Source organism: Methanocalculus sp., from assembly GCF_029762515.1.
Classification (GTDB): domain Archaea; phylum Halobacteriota; class Methanomicrobia; order Methanomicrobiales; family Methanocorpusculaceae; genus Methanocalculus.
The window spans coordinates 1-19928 of sequence record NZ_JARVGN010000003.1; the positions used below are offsets into that span (position 1 = coordinate 1).

The following is a 19928-nucleotide window of genomic DNA, read 5'->3' on the forward strand; positions in this document are numbered from 1 at the left end:
CGCCCGGACGGTCACCACCTTCATCGTGGCCCACCGGCTCTCGACGATCCGGCGGGCCGACATCATCTATGTCATGAACAAAGGGAAGATTGTCGAGAGCGGCACCCACGCTGACTTGATGGATAAGCATGGGAAGTATTATGAACTGTATCAATCGGGTGGATAGTTAGAGGCAAGGTTTCATTCGTTTGATGAAAGCAAACAGCCCCTTCCAGACTCGCTAGAAGATAAAATCAATCTTCTGAAGACGAAGATCTCCAAAAACAACTCAAATGACTTTCTTTTACGGTGCGAGTCAACATGGAGGATAATTCCTCAGAACTTCCTCATTTCTTTAAAGAAAACGAGTATTTAACGAACTTGGAATCTGAAACAATTACTGACGCGATTTTCACTTTTTATTTCACTATAATTTAATCGAATCGATTTCTTCAAATGAAAAATGATTCGTTTTCCATAGAATCTGCCACGATTTCTATGTAGTATGGATTCTATATACACAAAAATAATTATCAGCAAAGCAAATTGTATGATGATGTCTTTTCTTGACGACAAAAATATCCTGATTACCGGCGGAACGGGATCCTTCGGGAAAATGTTCACCAAAATAGTCCTCGAGGAATACAATCCAAAAAGTATCCGCATATTCTCTCGTGGAGAATTTTTACAGTGGGGGATGCAGAAGGAATTTCAGGATGAAAGACTTCGCTTTTTTATTGGAGATGTGAGGGACAGATCACGGCTAAGTCGAGCAATGAATGATGTTGATATCGTTATCCATGCTGCGGCACTGAAACAAGTACCTGCCTGCGAATACAACCCAATCGAAGCGGTGAGGACAAATATTGATGGTGCAAGCAATATCGTCAACGCTGCGATCGATAACGAAGTAAAAAAGGTCGTTGCCCTGAGCACTGATAAGGCAGTGCACCCAGTGAATTTATACGGTGCGACAAAGATGACTGCTGAAAAGCTTATCGTGCAGGGAAATGCCTACTCCGGCGATCGCGAAACGCGCTTCGCGTGTGTACGATACGGAAATGTTATCGGCAGTAGAGGAAGTGTAATTCCACTGTTCAAAGAACAGAGGAAAACCGGTACCATTACCATTACCGACGAACGCATGACAAGATTCTGGATCACCCTAGAACAGGGAGTTCACCTTGTTACCAAATGTATTGAAGAAATGCACGGTGGGGAGATATTTATTCCCAAAATCCCCAGCATGAAAATCACTGATCTTGCCGAAGCGATTGCACCGGAATGCAAAATCAATTATATTGGCATTCGTCCAGGTGAAAAACTCCATGAAATCCTCATCACTGAAGATGAGGCACGCCACACTCTTGAAATGGATGATTACTATGTAATCGAACCGGAAATCAAATTTTGGAAAAATAATCAACCACGAATTGGGAAACAGATGCCAGAAGGATTCCGATATGCAAGCAATACCAACGAAATATGGCTCGATATTGAGAATTTAATAAGTATTGTGAATTAAAAATCATTTCAGGTTTCAGAAATGGATCCGATACCATATGGGCGGCAATGGCTCGATGAGGATGATATACAGGCAGTTGTCAATGTGCTTAAAAGTGACTGGATCACACAGGGGCCAAAAATTGAAGAGTTCGAGCGAGCCGTTGCCGATTATATCGGTGTCAAACATGCCGTTGCATTCAATTCCGGCACTTCCGCTTTACATGCAGCGATGTACGTTGCAGGCGTCCGTCATGGTGACGAGGTGATAACATCACCAATAACGTTCGTTGCAACCCCAAATTCGGCAGTATATTGCGGCGGAAAACCTGTTTTTACAGACATTGATCCAGATACAATTTGTATGAGCATTGACCAGATCGAGGATGCAATCACAAAGACAACAAAAGTGATTGCAGCTGTCGATATGGCGGGTTACCCCGTGGATATGCGAAAAATTAATGAGATTACCGAAAAGCATGATTTAATTATTATTGAAGATGCTGCCCACGCACTCGGATCAGAACGATATGGAACCAAAGTCGGAGTGGAAGCAGATATGACAATGTTCTCCTTCCATCCGGTAAAACACATCACCACCGGCGAAGGAGGTATGATCGTCACTGATAACGAGACCTTTGCCGAAAAGTTACGGCTATTCAGAAGTCACGGTATCACCAAGGATCCTCATGTTCTCACGAGAATTGACGGTCCATGGTATTACGAAATGCATGTGCTTGGATTCAACTATCGGATCACAGATCTCCAGTGTGCACTGGGTCTCTCCCAGTTTAAAAAACTGGAGAAATTCCTGTCTCGAAGGTGTGAGATCGCAGGTGCATATGATAAAGCGTTTCAGGATATTCCGAATATCTTAATCCCGCCCCGTCCACCATGGTCAAATTCCCGCCACGCATTCCATCTCTATCCAGTACGGTGTACCGGGTGCGACAGGAAAGAGTTGATGCTCAATTTAAGAGAGAGAGGGATCCTCACTCAGGTGCACTACATACCTGTTCATCTTCAACCGTTCTATATGACGAATTTCGGATACGGTCGCGGAGATTATCCTCACGCAGAAAAATTCTATGAACAAGAGCTCTCTCTTCCGATGTTTCCGAGAATGACTGACGAAGACGTTAATCGAGTCATTGATGCGGTATGCGATGCATGCAAAGGAGTGAGTTGAGATGGAAATTCAAATTAGGGAACGTAAAATCGGAACAGGACACCCGACATTTATCATCGCCGAGATGTCGGCTAACCACCTCGGCAATTTTGATACTGCAGTAGAGATCATCAGGTCAGCAAAGCAATCCGGGGCGGATGCCATCAAATTGCAAACATATACGCCGGAAACGATGACGATAGACTGTGATAGTGAGCTGTTCACTATATCTGAGGGAACGATCTGGGATGGAAGAACATTCTACGATCTCTATACAGAAGCCCAAACTCCCTGGGAATGGCATGCCGATCTCAAAAAAATTGCCGAAGATGAGGGGTTAATATTCTTCTCAACAGCCTTCGATCCATCCGCCGTTGACTTTCTTGAAGAACTGGATATACCAGCATATAAGATCGCTTCTTTCGAGATCACCGACATTCCACTCATCGAATATGTGGCATCGAAAGGCAAACCAATACTCATATCAACGGGGATAGCAACCCTCTGTGATATCGAGGAGGCAGTGCTGGCATGCCGCAGGATGGGGAATGATCAAATTATTCTGCTCAAATGCACCAGCGCCTATCCCGCGCCAATTGAAGAAGCAAATCTTCGCACCATCCCCCACATGGCTGAGGCATTCAATACCATCTCCGGACTCTCAGACCACACAACCGGTATCGCCGTCCCTGCTGCCGCGGTAGCAATTGGAGCAAGCGTCATTGAAAAACATTTTACGCTTGATCGCTCCGCAGGTGGTCCAGACGCCCCATTTTCCCTTGAGCCGGATGAATTTTCCCAGATGACTTGTGCCATTCGCAATGGGGAGCGCGCCCTCGGTACCATTCGATATGATCTTACCGATAAAATGCAACAAAATCGGGTTTTTGCTCGTTCGCTTTTTGTGGTAGAGGACATCCAAAAAGGCGAAACGTTTACAAAAGAAAATGTTCGATCAATCAGGCCCGGTAATGGTATGCATCCGAAAAATCTAATATATATATTAGACAAAAAGGCAAAAATTCCATTGAAAAAGGGCACCCCCCTTGATTGGCGTATGATAGAAAATCGATAGTTAATCACTAACCCGATTCTATCAGTTAATTTGGAACAAAAATTTATGTAGCACAAATCTGTAACGTGTTAAATATTGATGAAACATGAATAATGTACCAAAATACTCCATTCATCTTCGAAAAGCAACCAAAAATGATTGCGAATTGGTACACAGATGGATCAATGAAGAAGAAACTCGTGAAAATTCGTTTTCTAAAGAATTTATTGATATTGAAGAACATACCAGGTGGTTTTTTAGCAAATTAATTGATCCCAATCACATCTATTACCTAGCAATTAATGAGAATAATGTCCCCGTCGGCCAGATTCGGTTTTCAATTCAGGATGATGAGGCAGTTGTATCGGTGCTTGTTGATGAAAATTTCAGAAAGAAAGGGTTGGGTGAACAGATAATATCCCTTGGTTCACATCGTTTCTTTGAAGAGACATCAATCGGAACGATTCACGCATATGTTAAAGAAAAAAATTCAGCTTCAATTAAAGCATTCGTCAATGCAGGATATATACCCAAAGGGACTGTATCTATGCATAATCAGTGCGTTAATCACTTCATTCTTGAAAGGCAAGCAGCACAGTTGCTAAATTAAATCTTCAATATAGCGTATGTTCTTTATATCATCGGAGAGGGAAGACCCTTTTCGGGGGGTTTCAAACGTAATATATCTCTTTTCGAAGGGGACACTCTCAACAATGCTACGCAATAAAAATCGAACATCATAATCCCCCTCGCCAAAACCCAGATGTTCATCGGTCTCATGAGAAATTCGGCCATCAGCCAGATGAAACATATCCGGATTCATTCCGAAAAATCTCAGAATATTCGCTCTGTAATCAATTTTCTCACTGATTGCAGCTTTAATTGCGTGATTTAAATCAAAACAGAACCCAAATTTTTCCCCCTTCAATTCATTAATTTGTTCGGGAGAATATCCAATCATCTGCTCTCCATTAATACCTACTTTAGGCATATTCTCAATTACTACACGAGGATCATCAATGTATGACAAAAAGTGTATTGCATCCTCTATATGCCCGAAACCCGGATGGAGAATGACATATTGCGCACCCAGCTGATCTGCCCAGTCTAGAGAGCGTGAAATACACGCGATATTATATTCTCTGAGTTCAGGATTCGCAATGTTGACGCTGTACCTCTCAGTGGTTGCATGAATTATAAATGGTACATCTTTTTCAAGGAATGGCTCAATAGAAGTCCCAGGAATTGGATTCAGTTCAATATAAGAAAAGAGCCCCGAAATGACTAATTTTTCCGCCTCTTCAATTAAATTGGAGTTCGAGGACCAGAGTTTCAGGCCGGGAAAAAATTCATGTTGCATTTGACACGCCAAAATAAATTCTGGTTCCAAGGCATAAATGTTCTATCATAGCCGTACCAATACATCATCATGATAGCGGTGATCATCCAGGCACGCATGAACTCTTCACGCATGCCAGGAAAGACCATGCAGGAAATTGCGGGAAAACCACTTCTCTATTATTGCGTTCATCGGTGCCAGCAGGCGAAATCCGTGGATGCGGTAATTGTCGCCACAACGACCTCATTAAAAGACGACATAATTGCTGATTGGTGCCACAAAAATGAAATCAATTGCTATAGGGGAAATGAGGATGATGTTCTCGATAGGTATTACCAAACTGCCAAAAAAATTGGTGTGGATATTATTGTCAGAGTAACTTCTGACTGTCCATTTGCTGATCCGATTGTGATCGATACACTGGTTAGAGATCTCAAGGACTCGGGCGCTGATTATGTCTCAAATCGCATTCGCAAGAGGACATATCCCCACGGAATTGATGCAGAAGTTCTCCAATTTTCGGCCCTTGAAGCGGCATGGAAGAATGCGACCGAAAAGGGAGAGCGGGAGCATGTAACACCATACGTGATGAAACATCCCAACATCTTTTCCGTGCGAGAGCGCTCGCTAGAAGAGGATCTCTCAAACTACCGGCTCACTGTAGATTATCCAGAAGATTTTGAGTTGACGAGGGTTTTAATCGAAGAATATCGAGCTGACGACCTACCATGGCGCGATATTATCGAAATTGTGCGTGAAAATCCTCACATTGCGGAAATAAATAGAATAAGAAAGGATATTGTGATTTAAATAATCAAATATATTTTTGATATATGTTCGACCTGGCAATGTTTATAAGACCATTAGTTGATAATAAAGAAAGTTATTATTCATTTTTCAATGAGCTTTAAAATATTTTCATAAGAATCAGGAACTATTATTCCTAATTTTTGAAATACGGGGTGAAAGAATAAATTTTCAAAATCATTGTTGTTACACAGGATTTTACTCATTGAAATCGTAAATGTACTCTCACCATAAATCATCCTTGATGTGTAGAGTGCTGTAGATTCATCACCAATGACATATTTTGGAGGATGATTCTTTGTTGCCAAAAAAACTAATTCGCAGGGAAGTGATTGTGGAATTATTGTAACGCTCTCATTTGGATTCAGTTTGATAAAGCCCGTATTTTTTTCCCTTGGATGATATTTTATTGCACTATTTATGTTGTATCGACCTAAAGTTTTAATGATAGAAATTAAAATATTTTGAATATTTTTCAATTTTGATGGATCGATATTTTCAGAGTTTGGTAAAATAATCATACATCCTAAATTTTTTTCAAAAATCTCTGGGAAAATTTCATTAATCAAGGAATTTAAGAGTTCTTTATCAAAATTTGTGATAATGTCTTTCTCTAATCGCATAATGTTATTTTTTTCCAATTCAGGCCGAATTAATTCTGGATAAAATACTAAACACATGTCAATATATTTATAGCAGCCAAGTATTCTCGGTGTTTCATACCAGAAACCATAATTAATCTTTTCCTTAATTTTAACTAGATTTTTTTTGGGTGGGAAAACATGATTATTATACGCGGCTATACCATCTTCAATATATACATTTTTTCCTCCTTTCTTTTTGTTTATATAGGCTATAAATTCACTTTCGATATGAATATCATTGAAAATAAATAATGTAAAAGATTCAGATAGTTCTTTAATAATCATTTTACCCAATAAATCAAGATTATTTTTTATTCTATCATCAGCATTTTGAGATGAATTATAATTGCCTTCAATGATTAATATTTTTTTGAATGGATTATTTGGCCATTTCAATAGTGCCTGATGAAATTGTTTAGCATCAGAAAAATTTGAATTAATTACCATATATTTGTCGTCGTCACTATCATATCTCAATGCATGGCCACAAGAAAGAATAACATGATATGGCGTATATGCAATATACACGCTTTTCACGATGAACAACCAATTAATTCTTGTCTGTAATGTAATAAATAATAATTGATTAGTATTATCCCTGAATTTTATGAATTTATTCTAGATTATTTTATCTATTCAAATACGGAATGATGAAAGACCAATACTTATCAGATATCTCAGTAATTTTTCAAATTTATCTAATAATTTGAAGTTAATTCATAGAATTATCCCTTATATATTCATATATTTTTCATGTCCATCAGATATTTTATTTGTAAATTTTTTGCTAATCAAGAATTTAATGATTTAATTTCTGAAAATATAAATTAAGCATATATTTCATTTTATGATAAGGGTAAAGGCTCCTCATAGATTGAAGGGTTTCAATTAAACTATTGTTGCATATACCCAAATTTTCCAGGGAGATCTGGAATTTTCAAAAATACCTATGAACTCAATATTATTTTCTACCGGATTTTCGATTTCAACAGATGAGAGAATATATTTTATCTCTAATGGTTGATATGCTGATGAATTGAGATTTGGACTAATTTGCATTCCGTGCTTCATGGAATAAGATTTTATTGCAGTTTGAGATGTGAATAGGTAACATCTGCTCCCCCAATTATCAAAATAATTTTTGATCTCCATTTTTTTATTCAATTCATTTTCGATTAATGTTCGAAATTTATCCTTGTAATTCAATGGATAATTAATTTGGTAAGAACCTGCAGTATAAAAGCCGTTATATTGCGCAATGGCAGGGTGGAAACCGATACATACAATTCTATATGAATCAACTGGTTTTCCAATAGATTCTTTAACTTCTGAAAATAGTTCTACTGAGAAAAAATCGTGAAAATTCATCCTTTGATTTTGAATTAGACCGTAACCACCCGCCTGCGTATTTTCATCTCCGCAATAACAAAATAGGCATCCAATTTGTATACCAATCAGTAATATCACTATTATTTTACCATATTTATTTGCATGAAAAATAATCGCAAGAGATATTGCGTATATCAAATGCCAAAATAATGGATTGAGCCACATTAATCGGTTAAATTGAAAACCCGAAATATTGGGCATTGGCAACATGTAATAAAATCCATAGAAAAAAGATGAAATTAAAACAAATGAAACGAATACAAATAAATTCAAATTACCTTTGAACAGCTTTTTTCTATAAATAATAATTAGTGAAATAATTAATGACAAAATTATCGTTACCCATTGAAAAGAATAGGAATTAAACTGGCCAAATAAAAACAATTCTATGCCACTACTCAATGAATTTTCAATTGATGGAAAAATGATTGCAGGTACGTTGAATTCACTTCTATGCGATACAAATGAATTGTCGAAAAAAAGTGAATAAATCAACCTATACTCGACGAATAAAAACATTAAAAGCATAAAAATTATTGATTGAAGGAATACACTTTTTGATTTTTTTCTAATTGCATCGTATAACCAGACACAAATCATTAAAGCTAACAAGAAAATGTAACTGTAAACAAACCAGGAGTAAAATGGGATTAAAGCAAGAATGATCCAGTCAACAAAAGAATATTCTCCTTTTCTGAAGTTAAGAAAAGAGTAAAGTGCGAACGGTAATCCTGCTATACTTAAATAGCCAAATGGCCAGAACGGGAGCAGTGCAAAAGCAAGAGCAACCCCAATTGATATTAAATCTTCTTTGATAAAATGTCTGGATAATAGGAAATACATCCCAAAGAAGGCGATTACATGGATTAATATGAGGTTACAGAGGTATGCCAAATAGGGTTCAAAAACAAAAAAGAATATGTGGACTAGATTCCATTCTGAAGGAAAACAATTCCGAGGAATACCCCCCATGACGGACGGGACTATTGAATCAATTGCCCCGAAAAGAGCGTTTGATCTCAGTAGAATTATCTCCCATACAAAATTAGAATCCAAATTATCAATAATTGGTAGAGAAGAGCGCTCATTCATCAAAAAAAACGGTATAAAATAGAGAAATAATACAACCATTGGAATAAAAAACTTTGATTTTTGTTTTATATTAAAATTAATAAAATATTCACTCAAATTTTTCCCAAACATTTGGTTTCAAAATAGCTATGCACCTAGATCTATTATGGTTATCCATTTAATATTGATTCAAATTTGTTTCTTTTTTATTTCAATAGTCAAGGGGTAATCCCATTACAAAAAAAATTTTTCCCTCTTAAATATCAAAGATGACCCATTTTCAACATAACCAATAATTGAAAATATCGATAATTGATGAATAAAAAGCTTCTTTTCGTTTTTTTTCATTTTTTCTTCAAAATACTTGTATAATTTCCGTGGTAGAGTAATTGTTATTTTTCTAAGCATATTTTTTAGCAAAAACAATTTTCCAAAGCTGATGGTGTCAAAAATTGCAGCTGATACACCATTCCAATAAGATCTGCTCCGAAACCATTCTTTTGACAACCTTGACGCTTCGATCTGGTGGTAAACGATTGCTTTTGGGTTGTAGATAACAGCATAACCGGTCTCATTTAAACGGTGATAAAGGTCTGTTTCATCATATGACAATAAATTCGAAGGGCACCTTCCCAATGACGTATTAAAAAGGCCAATCCTATCAAATATTTCTCGCCTGAACGACATATTACAACCGAATGGTGTATCGGGAAAAATCATTTCCCTTCGTTCCTGGCTGTAATTTAATAATGACAAATAGGAATCAAGGTAATCACTATACCAATCAGGTTTTGTCCCGTGCCATATCGGCAATATTTTACCCCCTACACTGCCGATATCGTCTCTACCATAGATCTTTGCCAATTCATTTAGCCAATTTGGCTCTGCAACACCATCATCGTCAATAAAGGCAATAATTTCTCCCTTGGAATTTTTTATTCCAATATTTCTTGCCTCGGAAAGTCCTCCTTTGCCCGTTTGCTGGATTACCCTGACTGAAAATCCTCCCAAAATCTCATGTGTGTTGTCTGTTGAAGGGCCGTTTACCACAATGATCTCAAAATTATCATATTCCTGCTTTACTAAAGAGTCTAAACAATCTTGGAGAAATTTTGCCCGATTGTACGTACACACAACAACAGAAATTAAGGGACCATCAACAATCATTTTTCCACATCAGAATAATAAATTTGCATAGCATTACTCGATTGCACTTTTAGACTTCATTAATAAATTACGTTTTGTTTTCAGTTTGATTGGAGATGATTGTTTATTCCATTGTAAATACAAATCAAATCCTTAGAAATATTTTCCCAGGATAAATCTGATTTCAATTTTTTATAACCTTCATCACCCATTATTTTCCGTTTTTCATCATTTTCAAGTAAATAAATTATGGAATTTGCCAAAGAAATTTCATCCTTTGGGGGTATAACCAATCCAGTTTTACCGTTTTCAACAATTTCGGCTAAACTACCAACATCCGTACAAATCACCGGTTTTTTAAAGCTATATGCGGTGGGGATCACTCCACTCTGGGAACCCTCAATATAAGGAAGTACTACAACACTACACCGTTGGAATAATATTGCTCCCTCCTCGTAAGGAATGCGGTAATTGTATACCGTAAAGCGATTTTTATTCACCATTATTTCCTGATATTTCGTAAAATCCTCGCCTGTCCCCGCGATAATAATTTTGGCGTCGGGGATTTTTTTCGTAATGAGGGGTTCTGCCTTTATAAGATATTCAAGCCCTTTATATTTCCAAATTCGACCAAAAAACAATATGGTGTTTTTTTCTTCTCTTATAGTTGCATTAAGACGTTTATGAAAAGGTGCAACTTCATGCTCGCCTATTGGTATCGAAAATACTTTTTCAGAATTTACATGAAAATCCTCTATTATCGATTTTTTAAGATTTTGGCCATGAACAATTATCTTATCTGAAAATAATCGAGAAATAATTAATATTAAACGATAAAATATGTTTTCTTCTCCTTCATGGGGAGCAATATCATGGAATGTGGCAATTATATGATACTTTTTAAGTAAAATCAATAACGGGCAAAGAAATAGGCCTTGAACCTGAACATGCACGATATCCGGTGAAAAATCCTCAATTTCCTTTTTAATCCGTAGCCAGGAAAGAATGTTGGTTGGATGTAATATCCTTTTTGAGAAGTTGAATGATAAAAATTTCACATTTTCATTAATTTCTTCAATTTCATCTTTTGAGAGCGTGTCAGGCAAAATAAGTAGTACATCCGCATATTTGGAGAGAGCGTTAGCCATTTGAATGACATAATCGTAAAACCATACGCTAAAGCATACAATTCTCATTAGCGTCCTCAATATTTTAAACCTATAATTTTCGAAAAGATCTCATCCCATCTTTTCACAATTTCTTCCCAATCAAATCTTCTGACATATTCTCGTGCATTCTTACCAAAATTTACCCTTAAATCGTTATCTTCAATCAACAAACGTAATTTTTCCATCATTTCATCAATTGATCCAACAATAAAGCCAGTCTTCCCATCGACAACGGTCTCTGTTTGATAATTGTTAAAAGCGATAACAGGTAATCCACATGAAGCAGCCTCAAGTGTTACTTTTGGAAAACCCTCATGCACTGAGGGAAATAAGAATATATCAGCACTTTGATACTTTTCAAGCAATTCGGATGAGGACAAATGAGAATAAATTGAAACATTCAACAGGTTTTCTTCCTCGATCGTAACTCGTAAGTTTTCCTCTAGAGGGCCCTTGCCGACAATGGTAAATTTTTGCTCGGGGAATTGTTTTGCAGCCTCAAGAACCAGATTAGGACGCTTTCTCTTCTGTAATGAACCAACAAATAATACTTCAATATTAGAGTTCATTTTGTGATCTGAGGGGGAAAAAAACGATGTATCAATACCAACATAAACAACGTCTGTTTGAATATTATACTCATTTTCAGCGGTTTCAGCTACATAGTTACTGACTGACGTAACATAATCTGAATGCAATGCATTTGATTTTGCAATAATATGGTACATTTTTCTATTTGTTGGGTATGGGAGAACATTTTCAATAGAATGAATAGTATATTTTGTATCTCCAAAAAAACGCTTCAACAGGAAATAGAAATAATCGATTTCGAATGTGCGGACATAAAAGAAAATATCACTTGAATTTTTTAATAATTCAAATAATACCTGTATTGACGCAAAATACTTATTTTCTGATACTTTTATTAATTCAATGTTTTTTCTCTTCAGTATGCGGGGATCCGGTTTATTTTTATGAAACATAAAAATGTGATATTTGACTGGATCGAGTCTTAAACTGATTTCTTTGGCATTTAAATTTTGAGCAACAAAATCATTTTCATCAGCGAACGCGTGCATGATAATGGAAATTTTGCTCTTCCTATCGTGTAGATTCATCAATATCTCCAATATTGTCTCATTATTTATTGAAATTTTCCCCATTCCAGGTCGCTTTATTATTTTCTGCAATCATTCTTTCAGCCAATTCTGCAATCTGTTTGGAAGCCTGACCATCTAAATTATTCAGGTATTTTTTAATGAAAATCTCTCTATTCTTTGGTAAATCAATCTCATTGGAAAGAATATTAACAATTACATTAGATAATTCCTCTGCATTACATGCTCCAATAGCAACACCCTCTTCAATGTAGGATATCGGATCTTCACTTCCATTTACATTCAAAATAATGATTGGTTTTTCCATTGCAACTGCCTCAGTTGCAGTGGTTGAATTTTTTGTGATCATCAGATCACAGATGCTTATTAATTGAAATGTGTTGCATTTCTTGTCAGGAATAATTGTTTTAATAAAGGGGAACTCTTCCGAAGTTTTTTTATATAAATCCTGATATTTTTCAGGTTCATTCGGGTGCTGTTTTATCACCAGGCAAGCATTATTTACTTGTTTTATAGCTGAAAGTATCGTCCTGATATTCTCGAGATTTTCTTCTTCACTTAAACTGTGAGATTGCGTTGTCCATAAAATTACTTTTTCATCCTGATGTATACCGTATTCATTTTTAATATCTCCACTTGGAGATTTAGTGGTATTTTCTGAAAGGAAATCATAACGAGGCTGTCCGGTTACTACCATTGAATTTTCCGGAAAATAACTACTGTTTATTAGTAAATCACAGTAGTATGATCCAAAAACTGCGAATTTATTGGGTATTGGACAATAAGGAAAACAGACTTTGTTATCTTTAGAAATATCTGCGCCATCATACATATATCCTCGATGTGTTTTAGAAATATTCCCATGTTGGATTGCCAATGTTGGAATATTCTCTTCTATTGCAGCGATTAACAAGCAGCGCTCAGCCCATCCATATTCACTTTGAATTAATAGTAAATCGGGTTTTTCTTTCCTTAACATGGACCTGAATAACTCTATTGTTTTTAATCCGATAGGAAATAAAAACGAAAAATACATTTGTAATTCCTGAATCACCTGATAATAATTGATTTCATTCTCTTGACATAATTTTTTAAATCTCTCGTCTCTCTGGATCAACTCAAGTTGGTTTTGAAAATAATGAACCGCATCCCTTTCTTTTTTCCAAATTTCAAGGGACCAAAAAACATTATATGGTATATACTTAATATCCCAGTTTAAACATTTATCAATGAACGTTGGGATTTCTGAAAATGGATGAATATCTATGTGCCAGGTTCCAATTAATTCAAATCGATCCCTTAATTTATCTAGCACTGGTTCAAAAAACGTGTCACCTTTTTTATTCTTGCTTTCAATGAAATTCCACCAACGATCGAGCGAAATGAATAATATTTTCCCCTTATTCGGCGATATAGTTGCATTTTTCTGAAATGATGAGATTGAAATTGCGAGATATTTCATAAAAAAACTATAGAGTAAATCACAATAAATGTAAGATTTAAAAAACACTTCTCTAATTGACCAGTTCTTAGTAACTTGAGAATTTTGCTCCGATTTTTTAAAATATTCAATCTTTTTCGCAAATTCAAAATCAGCAATCCACCAGAAGGCAATGTCACGATATCTTGTCATCTGGAGTAAATTATTATTGTCAGATAATTCTGATTTTATAATGTTATTGGTTATTCTAATTGTACTTTCATCCATAAAAATCTCATATTACAATTATATATTTATTAGAAAACTTCCTTTTTAGAAATTTTCATTTGACACGGAATTACCACGCTGGAATAGTACAATCATGAGTTTCACCTTAGGTTCGTGATTTGATCTATGTGATTCTGATATTTGATGAATAATATTGATAAAAGGCTCTAAAATAAGATTAGCACCACCATCTCGTAATCCGCTCATGTACCCTCCCCCTGCGATAGTGACAGCCATCTTATCACAATACTCACCCATCATGCCAAAACAGAGAGATTTTCCTATGAATTATGTCATGATCAACACAATGATCTCCATGGAAACTCCCATCTCCAAATGAACGAGCGATACCCCCACCACTTTCATCAAGCTGACAGACGCTTTGGCCCTTTTTCAACTGCAAAAAATTTATTTTTGAGCTAATAATTTATGTAGACATCCAAGTAATGGCTTGCATGAAAATCCCTTCCTTGTAGAGACTAATAAATTTAAAAGGATGCTTAAATTAATAAAAAGTTAAATTAATAAAAGTTAAACTGTATAAAAAGAGATCTCATGAAAAAATAATTAAAATGAGATTCATATATATATAAAAATAGGATAATTATGAATAACCTGATTTATAAAGCATATAATCTGTTTTTCGAAAGTGACTCCTTCAACAATCAGATGTACGGGCACAATGTCATCATGAGAAACTATGCCCGGGTAAGATTGCCGTATATTATTCCCGGTCAATTACAGCATGGCTGGCATATTGATCATGGGATACATGGAGATCTGCGAGATATTTCTGAAAAAGTGAAATTGAAAAAATATTTTATATGGAATGGAAATAACCTCACCAATGCACACAAATATGGATTTAATAACGTTATAGCAATCGGAGCGCCGTTTATTTATTTGCCAGAAATCAAATTTGATTTTGAAACAAAATCGAACAGTGTGTTATTATTTCCCATTCATTCATGTGAAAGTGAAGGTTTTGTCGATCCAATCAATACTTTCCAAAGGTACCTAGCTGATATCAATTTTTTGCATAACGAATTCGAATCAATTACAGCATGCCTTTATTGGCGTGAATATGAGAATGAAAGTATTAGAAAACTGTTTGAAAATAATGGTATCAATGTTATTACATTAGGTCATCGAGACAATAATCCAAATTTTTTATTCGCGTTTTGCAAGCATGCATATGAGCATGAATTTATCTCATCGAATATTTTCTCGACTGCAATTTTTTATGGCCTTTATTTGAAAAGGAAAACGTTTATTTTAGGATCTGCGAAATCCGAAGAATGGAACTTCAAACAATGGGAAGGAAGGAAATTATACGATTCTGGTGTATTTGAAGACCAGTATCATGAAATATTATGGGAGCATTTCGACCAAAAATCTCATAGTTGGATTGGAAACAAAGAATTGGGGTTAGAATTTAAAAAATCTCCTGAAGATATTTGTAAATTGTTCAATTGGAACCCAATTACTTATTTCAAGCGAAATGTTCCGTATACTGGCAGAAAAATTGCAAAATTTCTAAGAAAATGAATCTTGGAAAAGGCAAGATTGCTAATAGTTAAATAATCATGACTTCTGCCGCAATATCTGCCATGATTTTTACGATATTCATCCTGATACACAATGGAGGAAAAAACGAGATACTATAGACTTCCGACGGCTGGAAGAAGGGCTTTGTGGGTGTTGCGGGATGAACGAGAATACATGAGACACCCTTGCACAGCTCGCGAAAAATCAGAACTAACGCTTGGAAATTGAACCAAAAACACGTGAGAACGTGACAAAAATCCATGAAATAAAAATATTTCCAACAAAAAACAGTAAATATACGATCATTGCTCCAATTAAGAACAATCTGCTAAGAAACTCGGGTGCTTTTTCGAGGATGATCTTATTCGCCAGGAAAAGAGTGGATAGGGCTTTTTTTATCTCGTTGTAGCTGAATGATCCTTCATTCAGGATCTTTTGGTTATTAAGAATGGCAAGCGTGGAGTGATCGATCTCACCGATATTCAGACGGGAGAAGTTGTCCCGCAGAACGGCGTAGACCGTCTCCTTCTGGCCGCGGGATTTTTCCTGCGATTTGGCCGGCATGGAGCGCCACTGGACCAGTACCTCGTCCATGCGATAGAGTTTGCCTGCCTTCGAGGCCCGGTGGTAGAAGTCGTAGTCAAGGGCCCATTTCACCCTCTCATTGTAGCCCCCGATCGATTCTGCGAACTCCTTTCGAAACATCACGGTCGAGTGGGTGAGGCAGTTTCTGAAGTTGAGGAGGTAGTAGACCGTCTCCGGGCCGAATCGCCCGCGCCAGGCGCCGATGACCTTCCCCTCTTCGTCGATCAGCTCGTTTGAGGAGCCCACGAGGTCTATCCCTGGATGGCGCTCCAGAAATGCGTGCTGCACCGCGAGGCGGTGGGGGTAGGCGATGTCGTCGGCATCCATCCTGGCGATGTATTGGCCCCGGGCGAGGGCGAGCCCGCGGTTGGAGGAGCGGGGGCAGCCCATGTTCTCCTCGTTAGTCACCACCCTCACCCTGGGATCTGTATAACTCGCCAGGATCGTAGGGCTGGAATCGGTGGAGGCATCGTCGACCACTAACAGCTCGAAATCCGAGTAGGTCTGGGCGAGGATGCTGTCGATCGCCTGCCGCAGGAACCGCTCCTCGTTGTAGACCGTCATCAAAACGGTGATTGCCGGCGGACTCACCGCTCACTCTCCGCGATCTTGAACTGGCCGAAGGAGCACCGGATCCCGACACAGGCGCAGACCAGCCCCAGGCCCACGATCACCGGGTTCATGCACTCGATCACCCAGGTGTGGAAGCTCCGGTAGAATGGCAATTTCACGATCGCAACGATGGTTTTATACAAGATAAACCCTGAAAATCCCACAATTAGGCTGATTTTTTTTAAGTTGTCCAGAGGGCTGTAAAGGGTTTGGAGGCTTGATTGACCAACCATGAACCGCCGTTTGAAAAAATAGTGCAGGTTCATCTTGTCAGCAGGCACGAGGTGGTAGACCTTCAGGTCGGGTGAATAATAGAACATTTCTTTTTCATTATACTCATCCCATATCTTATTGAAGAGTCTTGTCTCCTCGCCAAGATTGAGCGTTTCCCCTTTCACTCCAAGATTAATGTCGAACCCCCCTAATCGCTCAAGAACCGCCTTGGAAAAGACCATGTTCGAACCGGAAAAAAATTCGCCCTTTTTCAGGTAGCGCGGTGCATCGCCCCAGCTTCGTATCTCATACTCGTCGAGAAACCAATCCGGTTTTTCGGAGAGATAAAATGGATATATCGGCCCGCCAATGCCGATGGGCCTTGGATTCAACTCCTGGAGCATCATATAAATCCCTGTTATCCAGTCTGGGTCTGCACGGGCATCATCATCGATATATGCGACATATTCGCCTTTTGCCTCCCTGAATCCCCGATTTCTTGCATGAGACAAACCCTGGTTGGGTTCAAAGATATAACGTAAATTCTCAGCATTTCTGAATTGATTCACAATTTCTTTTGTATTATCGGTAGAATTATTATCAACAACAATTATCTCAAAAATTTCTTTATCCGCCGTTTGATGCATCAAACTCTCAATAGACCCAGATAATATATTCGATCGATTGTATGTGCATATTATCACTGAAATTTGAACATTATTCATGCAAACACCCGTTTGTTGTCAATAATTATTTTTGATGAATTACGATACAATCTCCATCATATCAGTAACGCATTAAATATTCATAGACACAACCATATTAATCACGTCTTTTCGAATATACTCACATACTGGTTCTCATAAATTAATACAAAACGATCTGATGTTAATAGATTTTTTAGGATATCATGGTTTATTTGTGTCTTATGAAGATATAGGTGTGTGAAATCTAAGTCATTCTCTTCTGAAATAGAAAATAAATCCCTTTGAGTCTTAATTTGGCAGATTTCCTCGTCAATTTCCCACAATTGAGGGAATTCTCCCGTCCACTCGCTTCCAAAATGTACATTCAGTGTGGTTCTCTTCGATATTGCTGGAAACCAATCACCATACATCCAACCTTCTTCTTTTGTAGTGTAGATAATGTCTTTCGCGATGAAAACGGAATCATCAGGAGTATTTTCTGCTACCCATTTCATGGCAACGAAATCCAGTTGTTCCTTTTGAATACGAGACAGCGATTCATTTGAATTACCCCCCGAATTATAAGAATCAATTGTTTCCTGTGCGATAGGATGCAAAATAAGCATTGAAAGCAGAATAAAACTGACAACAATATTTGCATGCGTTTTATCCAGTCCAATTTTTGCATCGTATATCAAATTTGGAATAATAAATTTAAATAGACAGATTGTTATCAAGAAAATGGCAGGGATAAACAAATAATAGTACGATTCAGGAGCAAATAACCACCCCAAAAACCAGAATGGATAGAGTAATTGCTTTTGAAGTAGGCAATACCCAGTTCCGATTAGAATTACCAAAAACCAAGGATGGAAAAATGGGCTGAAATTATTAAGTATAAAAAATTTCGCTACATTCTTTATTAAAAACCATGATACTGATGTTCCCTGTTTATGCAGATAACCCAATAATATTGGCTCAAAACCATGATTAACGTACACATTTAAAATCCAAAATAAACTTATTGAGAATGCTATTAATAATGATAGTCCAATAATCTTGTATTTAAATTTTATTTTGTGGTAATGCAACGCATAGTCAATTATGCAGAATACAATAAGAAGCAAGCTTGCTGCAGGACTTGTAATAATGGTCAGTCCAAGAATTACTCCAAAAACTAAATAGTCAATTAATTTTTGACTTTTTCTTGCTCTTATATGGAATAAAATACCTAAAAGGAGTAATGTCAGACCTGCCACATGGATTAATTCGGATCCAGATGTAAAGGATTTTGGATAAATTACAATAGGTGAAATTGAAAATAATAAAGAAGCAAAATACGTCAATTTTTTGTCATCCTTAAATAATTCTTTTGATAACAGAAAAAACACGAATATATTGATTATACTAATGATTGTTGGCGAGAAATTAATTAAAATAAGAGGATCGATACCAAAAAATACCGATATAGCTGCTAAAAAATAAAAGCAAAGTGGAGGATAAACAAAAGGAAGACCATCGACAGTAAAGTGAGGAATAAAAGATGGATAGTCAAATTGGTTCGCGATAATTGTTTGAATAAATAAATAATAAAGACCGCCACCATTGTAAGGGATTGTCGTTGAAAAATTGAGCGACATCAATCCACGAATTCGAATAATACTCCCTATAGCACAAATAAGAGCAACAGAAATCACATCTAGATATTTTTCAATACGTGTTGATTGGTATCGTGCAGTCAGTTTTAAAGAAAAACTCTCAATTGAGTCGATTATTGATTTTTTATCCATAATTTCCCTCGATTATATTGCATCATCTCACGAATGTATCCAAGTTTTTTTAAGCAATAGCCAACAGAAGCAGCATTTTTGCCAAGAGATTTGATCTCATCTTCACCATATTTTTCGATTAAATCGAGATGTATATATATGAAGAACGGCATATTTGGGGGAAATTTTGTTCTTTTAAATATAAATTTACGTATTCTAAAAGCGTCCTACTCATTGTAGAATTCTTAGAATAAAATCAATAAAAAAATTGTTAAATAATCCCCATCTCGGAAAGCCGGTTGGGCAGATACTCCTTCGTCACGAAATCGAGGCCGCGGCTGGCGAAGGCCTGCTGTTCTGACTTGAGCTTCATCTGCAGCTGTAAATTGATCTGCTTCTTCCAGTACTCGGTGTCGAAGC

General features: G+C 36.9%; 16 protein-coding genes and 1 pseudogene. 6 read left to right on the top strand and 11 right to left on the bottom strand.

Annotated elements, in window-relative coordinates; translation table 11 throughout:
- Positions 1–529 precede the first annotated feature (529 nt).
- The 4 genes from pseB to QCH34_RS00270 all read left to right on the top strand — a co-directional run bounded on the left by pseB (position 530) and on the right by QCH34_RS00270 (position 4314).
- Positions 530–1504, top strand: a complete 975-nt coding sequence (gene pseB, locus QCH34_RS00255; RefSeq protein WP_300328113.1) for a UDP-N-acetylglucosamine 4,6-dehydratase (inverting) — start codon at positions 530–532, stop codon at positions 1502–1504.
- A gap of 21 nt (positions 1505–1525) precedes the next feature.
- Positions 1526–2671 carry a UDP-4-amino-4,6-dideoxy-N-acetyl-beta-L-altrosamine transaminase gene (pseC, locus tag QCH34_RS00260; protein ID WP_300328117.1) on the top strand — a complete coding sequence of 382 codons (1146 nt, stop codon included), beginning with the start codon at positions 1526–1528 and terminating at the stop codon, positions 2669–2671.
- Between the two features lies 1 nt (position 2672).
- Positions 2673–3725, top strand: a complete 1053-nt coding sequence (gene pseI, locus QCH34_RS00265; RefSeq protein ID WP_300328120.1) for a pseudaminic acid synthase — start codon at positions 2673–2675, stop codon at positions 3723–3725.
- An 85-nt stretch (positions 3726–3810) separates the two neighbouring features.
- On the top strand, positions 3811–4314 hold the full coding sequence (locus tag QCH34_RS00270) for a GNAT family N-acetyltransferase (protein ID WP_300328123.1): 504 nt from the start codon (positions 3811–3813) through the stop codon (positions 4312–4314).
- On the opposite strand, the gene QCH34_RS00275 is transcribed toward QCH34_RS00270, so the two are convergent.
- Positions 4306–5064 (bottom strand): TIM barrel protein, encoded by a 759-nt coding sequence (locus tag QCH34_RS00275; RefSeq protein ID WP_300328126.1) that lies wholly within the window; start codon positions 5062–5064, stop codon positions 4306–4308. The genes QCH34_RS00270 and QCH34_RS00275 overlap by 9 nt on opposite strands.
- A 69-nt stretch (positions 5065–5133) precedes the next feature.
- On the opposite strand from QCH34_RS00275, the gene QCH34_RS00280 reads away from it, so the two are divergent.
- A complete protein-coding gene (locus tag QCH34_RS00280) occupies positions 5134–5853 on the top strand; it encodes a glycosyltransferase family protein (protein ID WP_300328128.1) in 720 nt (239 codons plus the stop codon).
- An 80-nt stretch (positions 5854–5933) separates the two neighbouring features.
- Here QCH34_RS00280 and QCH34_RS00285 read toward each other — a convergent pair whose 3' ends face one another.
- The 6 genes from QCH34_RS00285 to QCH34_RS00310 form a co-directional block, all read right to left on the bottom strand.
- Positions 5934–6941, bottom strand: a complete 1008-nt coding sequence (locus QCH34_RS00285; RefSeq protein WP_300328132.1) for a polysialyltransferase family glycosyltransferase — start codon at positions 6939–6941, stop codon at positions 5934–5936.
- Between the two features lie 441 nt (positions 6942–7382).
- Complete coding sequence (locus QCH34_RS00290) at positions 7383–9086, bottom strand: DUF6044 family protein (protein ID WP_300328135.1); 1704 nt, start codon at positions 9084–9086, stop codon at positions 7383–7385.
- 102 nt (positions 9087–9188) lie between these two features.
- The gene (locus tag QCH34_RS00295; RefSeq protein WP_300328138.1) at positions 9189–10121 is read right to left on the bottom strand and encodes a glycosyltransferase; all 933 of its coding nucleotides are present in this window, start codon (positions 10119–10121) and stop codon (positions 9189–9191) included.
- An 80-nt stretch (positions 10122–10201) separates the two neighbouring features.
- Positions 10202–11296, bottom strand: coding sequence for a glycosyltransferase family 4 protein (locus QCH34_RS00300; RefSeq protein ID WP_300328141.1), 1095 nt, complete (start codon positions 11294–11296; stop codon positions 10202–10204).
- Positions 11297–11304: 8 nt separating this feature from the next.
- Complete coding sequence (locus QCH34_RS00305) at positions 11305–12432, bottom strand: glycosyltransferase family 4 protein (RefSeq protein WP_300328146.1); 1128 nt, start codon at positions 12430–12432, stop codon at positions 11305–11307.
- Entirely contained in the window at positions 12410–14095 is a 1686-nt protein-coding gene (locus tag QCH34_RS00310) for a CDP-glycerol glycerophosphotransferase family protein (protein WP_300328151.1), read from the bottom strand. Before QCH34_RS00310 ends, QCH34_RS00305 begins: the two co-directional genes overlap by 23 nt.
- Positions 14096–14701: 606 nt before the next feature.
- Between QCH34_RS00310 and QCH34_RS00315 the strand changes: the two genes are divergently transcribed.
- The gene (locus QCH34_RS00315; RefSeq protein ID WP_300328153.1) at positions 14702–15643 is read left to right on the top strand and encodes a hypothetical protein; all 942 of its coding nucleotides are present in this window, start codon (positions 14702–14704) and stop codon (positions 15641–15643) included.
- Between the two features lie 210 nt (positions 15644–15853).
- Here QCH34_RS00315 and QCH34_RS00320 read toward each other — a convergent pair whose 3' ends face one another.
- The 4 genes and pseudogenes from QCH34_RS00320 to QCH34_RS00335 all read right to left on the bottom strand — a co-directional run.
- Entirely contained in the window at positions 15854–16819 is a 966-nt protein-coding gene (locus QCH34_RS00320) for a glycosyltransferase (protein WP_300328156.1), read from the bottom strand.
- A complete protein-coding gene (locus QCH34_RS00325) occupies positions 16816–17778 on the bottom strand; it encodes a glycosyltransferase (protein ID WP_300328159.1) in 963 nt (320 codons plus the stop codon). The genes QCH34_RS00320 and QCH34_RS00325 overlap by 4 nt, the downstream gene beginning before the upstream one ends.
- 101 nt (positions 17779–17879) lie before the next feature.
- Entirely contained in the window at positions 17880–19529 is a 1650-nt protein-coding gene (locus tag QCH34_RS00330; RefSeq protein ID WP_300328162.1) for a hypothetical protein, read from the bottom strand.
- A 250-nt stretch (positions 19530–19779) separates the two neighbouring features.
- A pseudogene (locus QCH34_RS00335) lies at positions 19780–19928 on the bottom strand (DNA topoisomerase VI); the annotation flags it as partial.

Excerpts from the sequence above, each read along its gene's own strand:
- pseB (WP_300328113.1), top strand. The coding sequence starts at position 530 with ATGATGATGTCTTTTCTTGACGACAAAAATATCCTGATTACCGGCGGA.
- pseC (WP_300328117.1), top strand. The coding sequence starts at position 1,526 with ATGGATCCGATACCATATGGGCGGCAATGGCTCGATGAGGATGATATA.
- pseI (WP_300328120.1), top strand. The coding sequence starts at position 2,673 with ATGGAAATTCAAATTAGGGAACGTAAAATCGGAACAGGACACCCGACA.
- QCH34_RS00270 (WP_300328123.1), top strand. The coding sequence starts at position 3,811 with ATGAATAATGTACCAAAATACTCCATTCATCTTCGAAAAGCAACCAAA.
- QCH34_RS00275 (WP_300328126.1), bottom strand. The coding sequence starts at position 5,064 with ATGCAACATGAATTTTTTCCCGGCCTGAAACTCTGGTCCTCGAACTCC.
- QCH34_RS00280 (WP_300328128.1), top strand. The coding sequence starts at position 5,134 with ATGATAGCGGTGATCATCCAGGCACGCATGAACTCTTCACGCATGCCA.
- QCH34_RS00285 (WP_300328132.1), bottom strand. The coding sequence starts at position 6,941 with ATGGTAATTAATTCAAATTTTTCTGATGCTAAACAATTTCATCAGGCA.
- QCH34_RS00290 (WP_300328135.1), bottom strand. The coding sequence starts at position 9,086 with ATGTTTGGGAAAAATTTGAGTGAATATTTTATTAATTTTAATATAAAA.
- QCH34_RS00295 (WP_300328138.1), bottom strand. The coding sequence starts at position 10,121 with ATGATTGTTGATGGTCCCTTAATTTCTGTTGTTGTGTGTACGTACAAT.
- QCH34_RS00300 (WP_300328141.1), bottom strand. The coding sequence starts at position 11,296 with ATGAGAATTGTATGCTTTAGCGTATGGTTTTACGATTATGTCATTCAA.
- QCH34_RS00305 (WP_300328146.1), bottom strand. The coding sequence starts at position 12,432 with ATGGGGAAAATTTCAATAAATAATGAGACAATATTGGAGATATTGATG.
- QCH34_RS00310 (WP_300328151.1), bottom strand. The coding sequence starts at position 14,095 with ATGGATGAAAGTACAATTAGAATAACCAATAACATTATAAAATCAGAA.
- QCH34_RS00315 (WP_300328153.1), top strand. The coding sequence starts at position 14,702 with ATGAATAACCTGATTTATAAAGCATATAATCTGTTTTTCGAAAGTGAC.
- QCH34_RS00325 (WP_300328159.1), bottom strand. The coding sequence starts at position 17,778 with ATGAATAATGTTCAAATTTCAGTGATAATATGCACATACAATCGATCG.
- QCH34_RS00330 (WP_300328162.1), bottom strand. The coding sequence starts at position 19,529 with ATGGATAAAAAATCAATAATCGACTCAATTGAGAGTTTTTCTTTAAAA.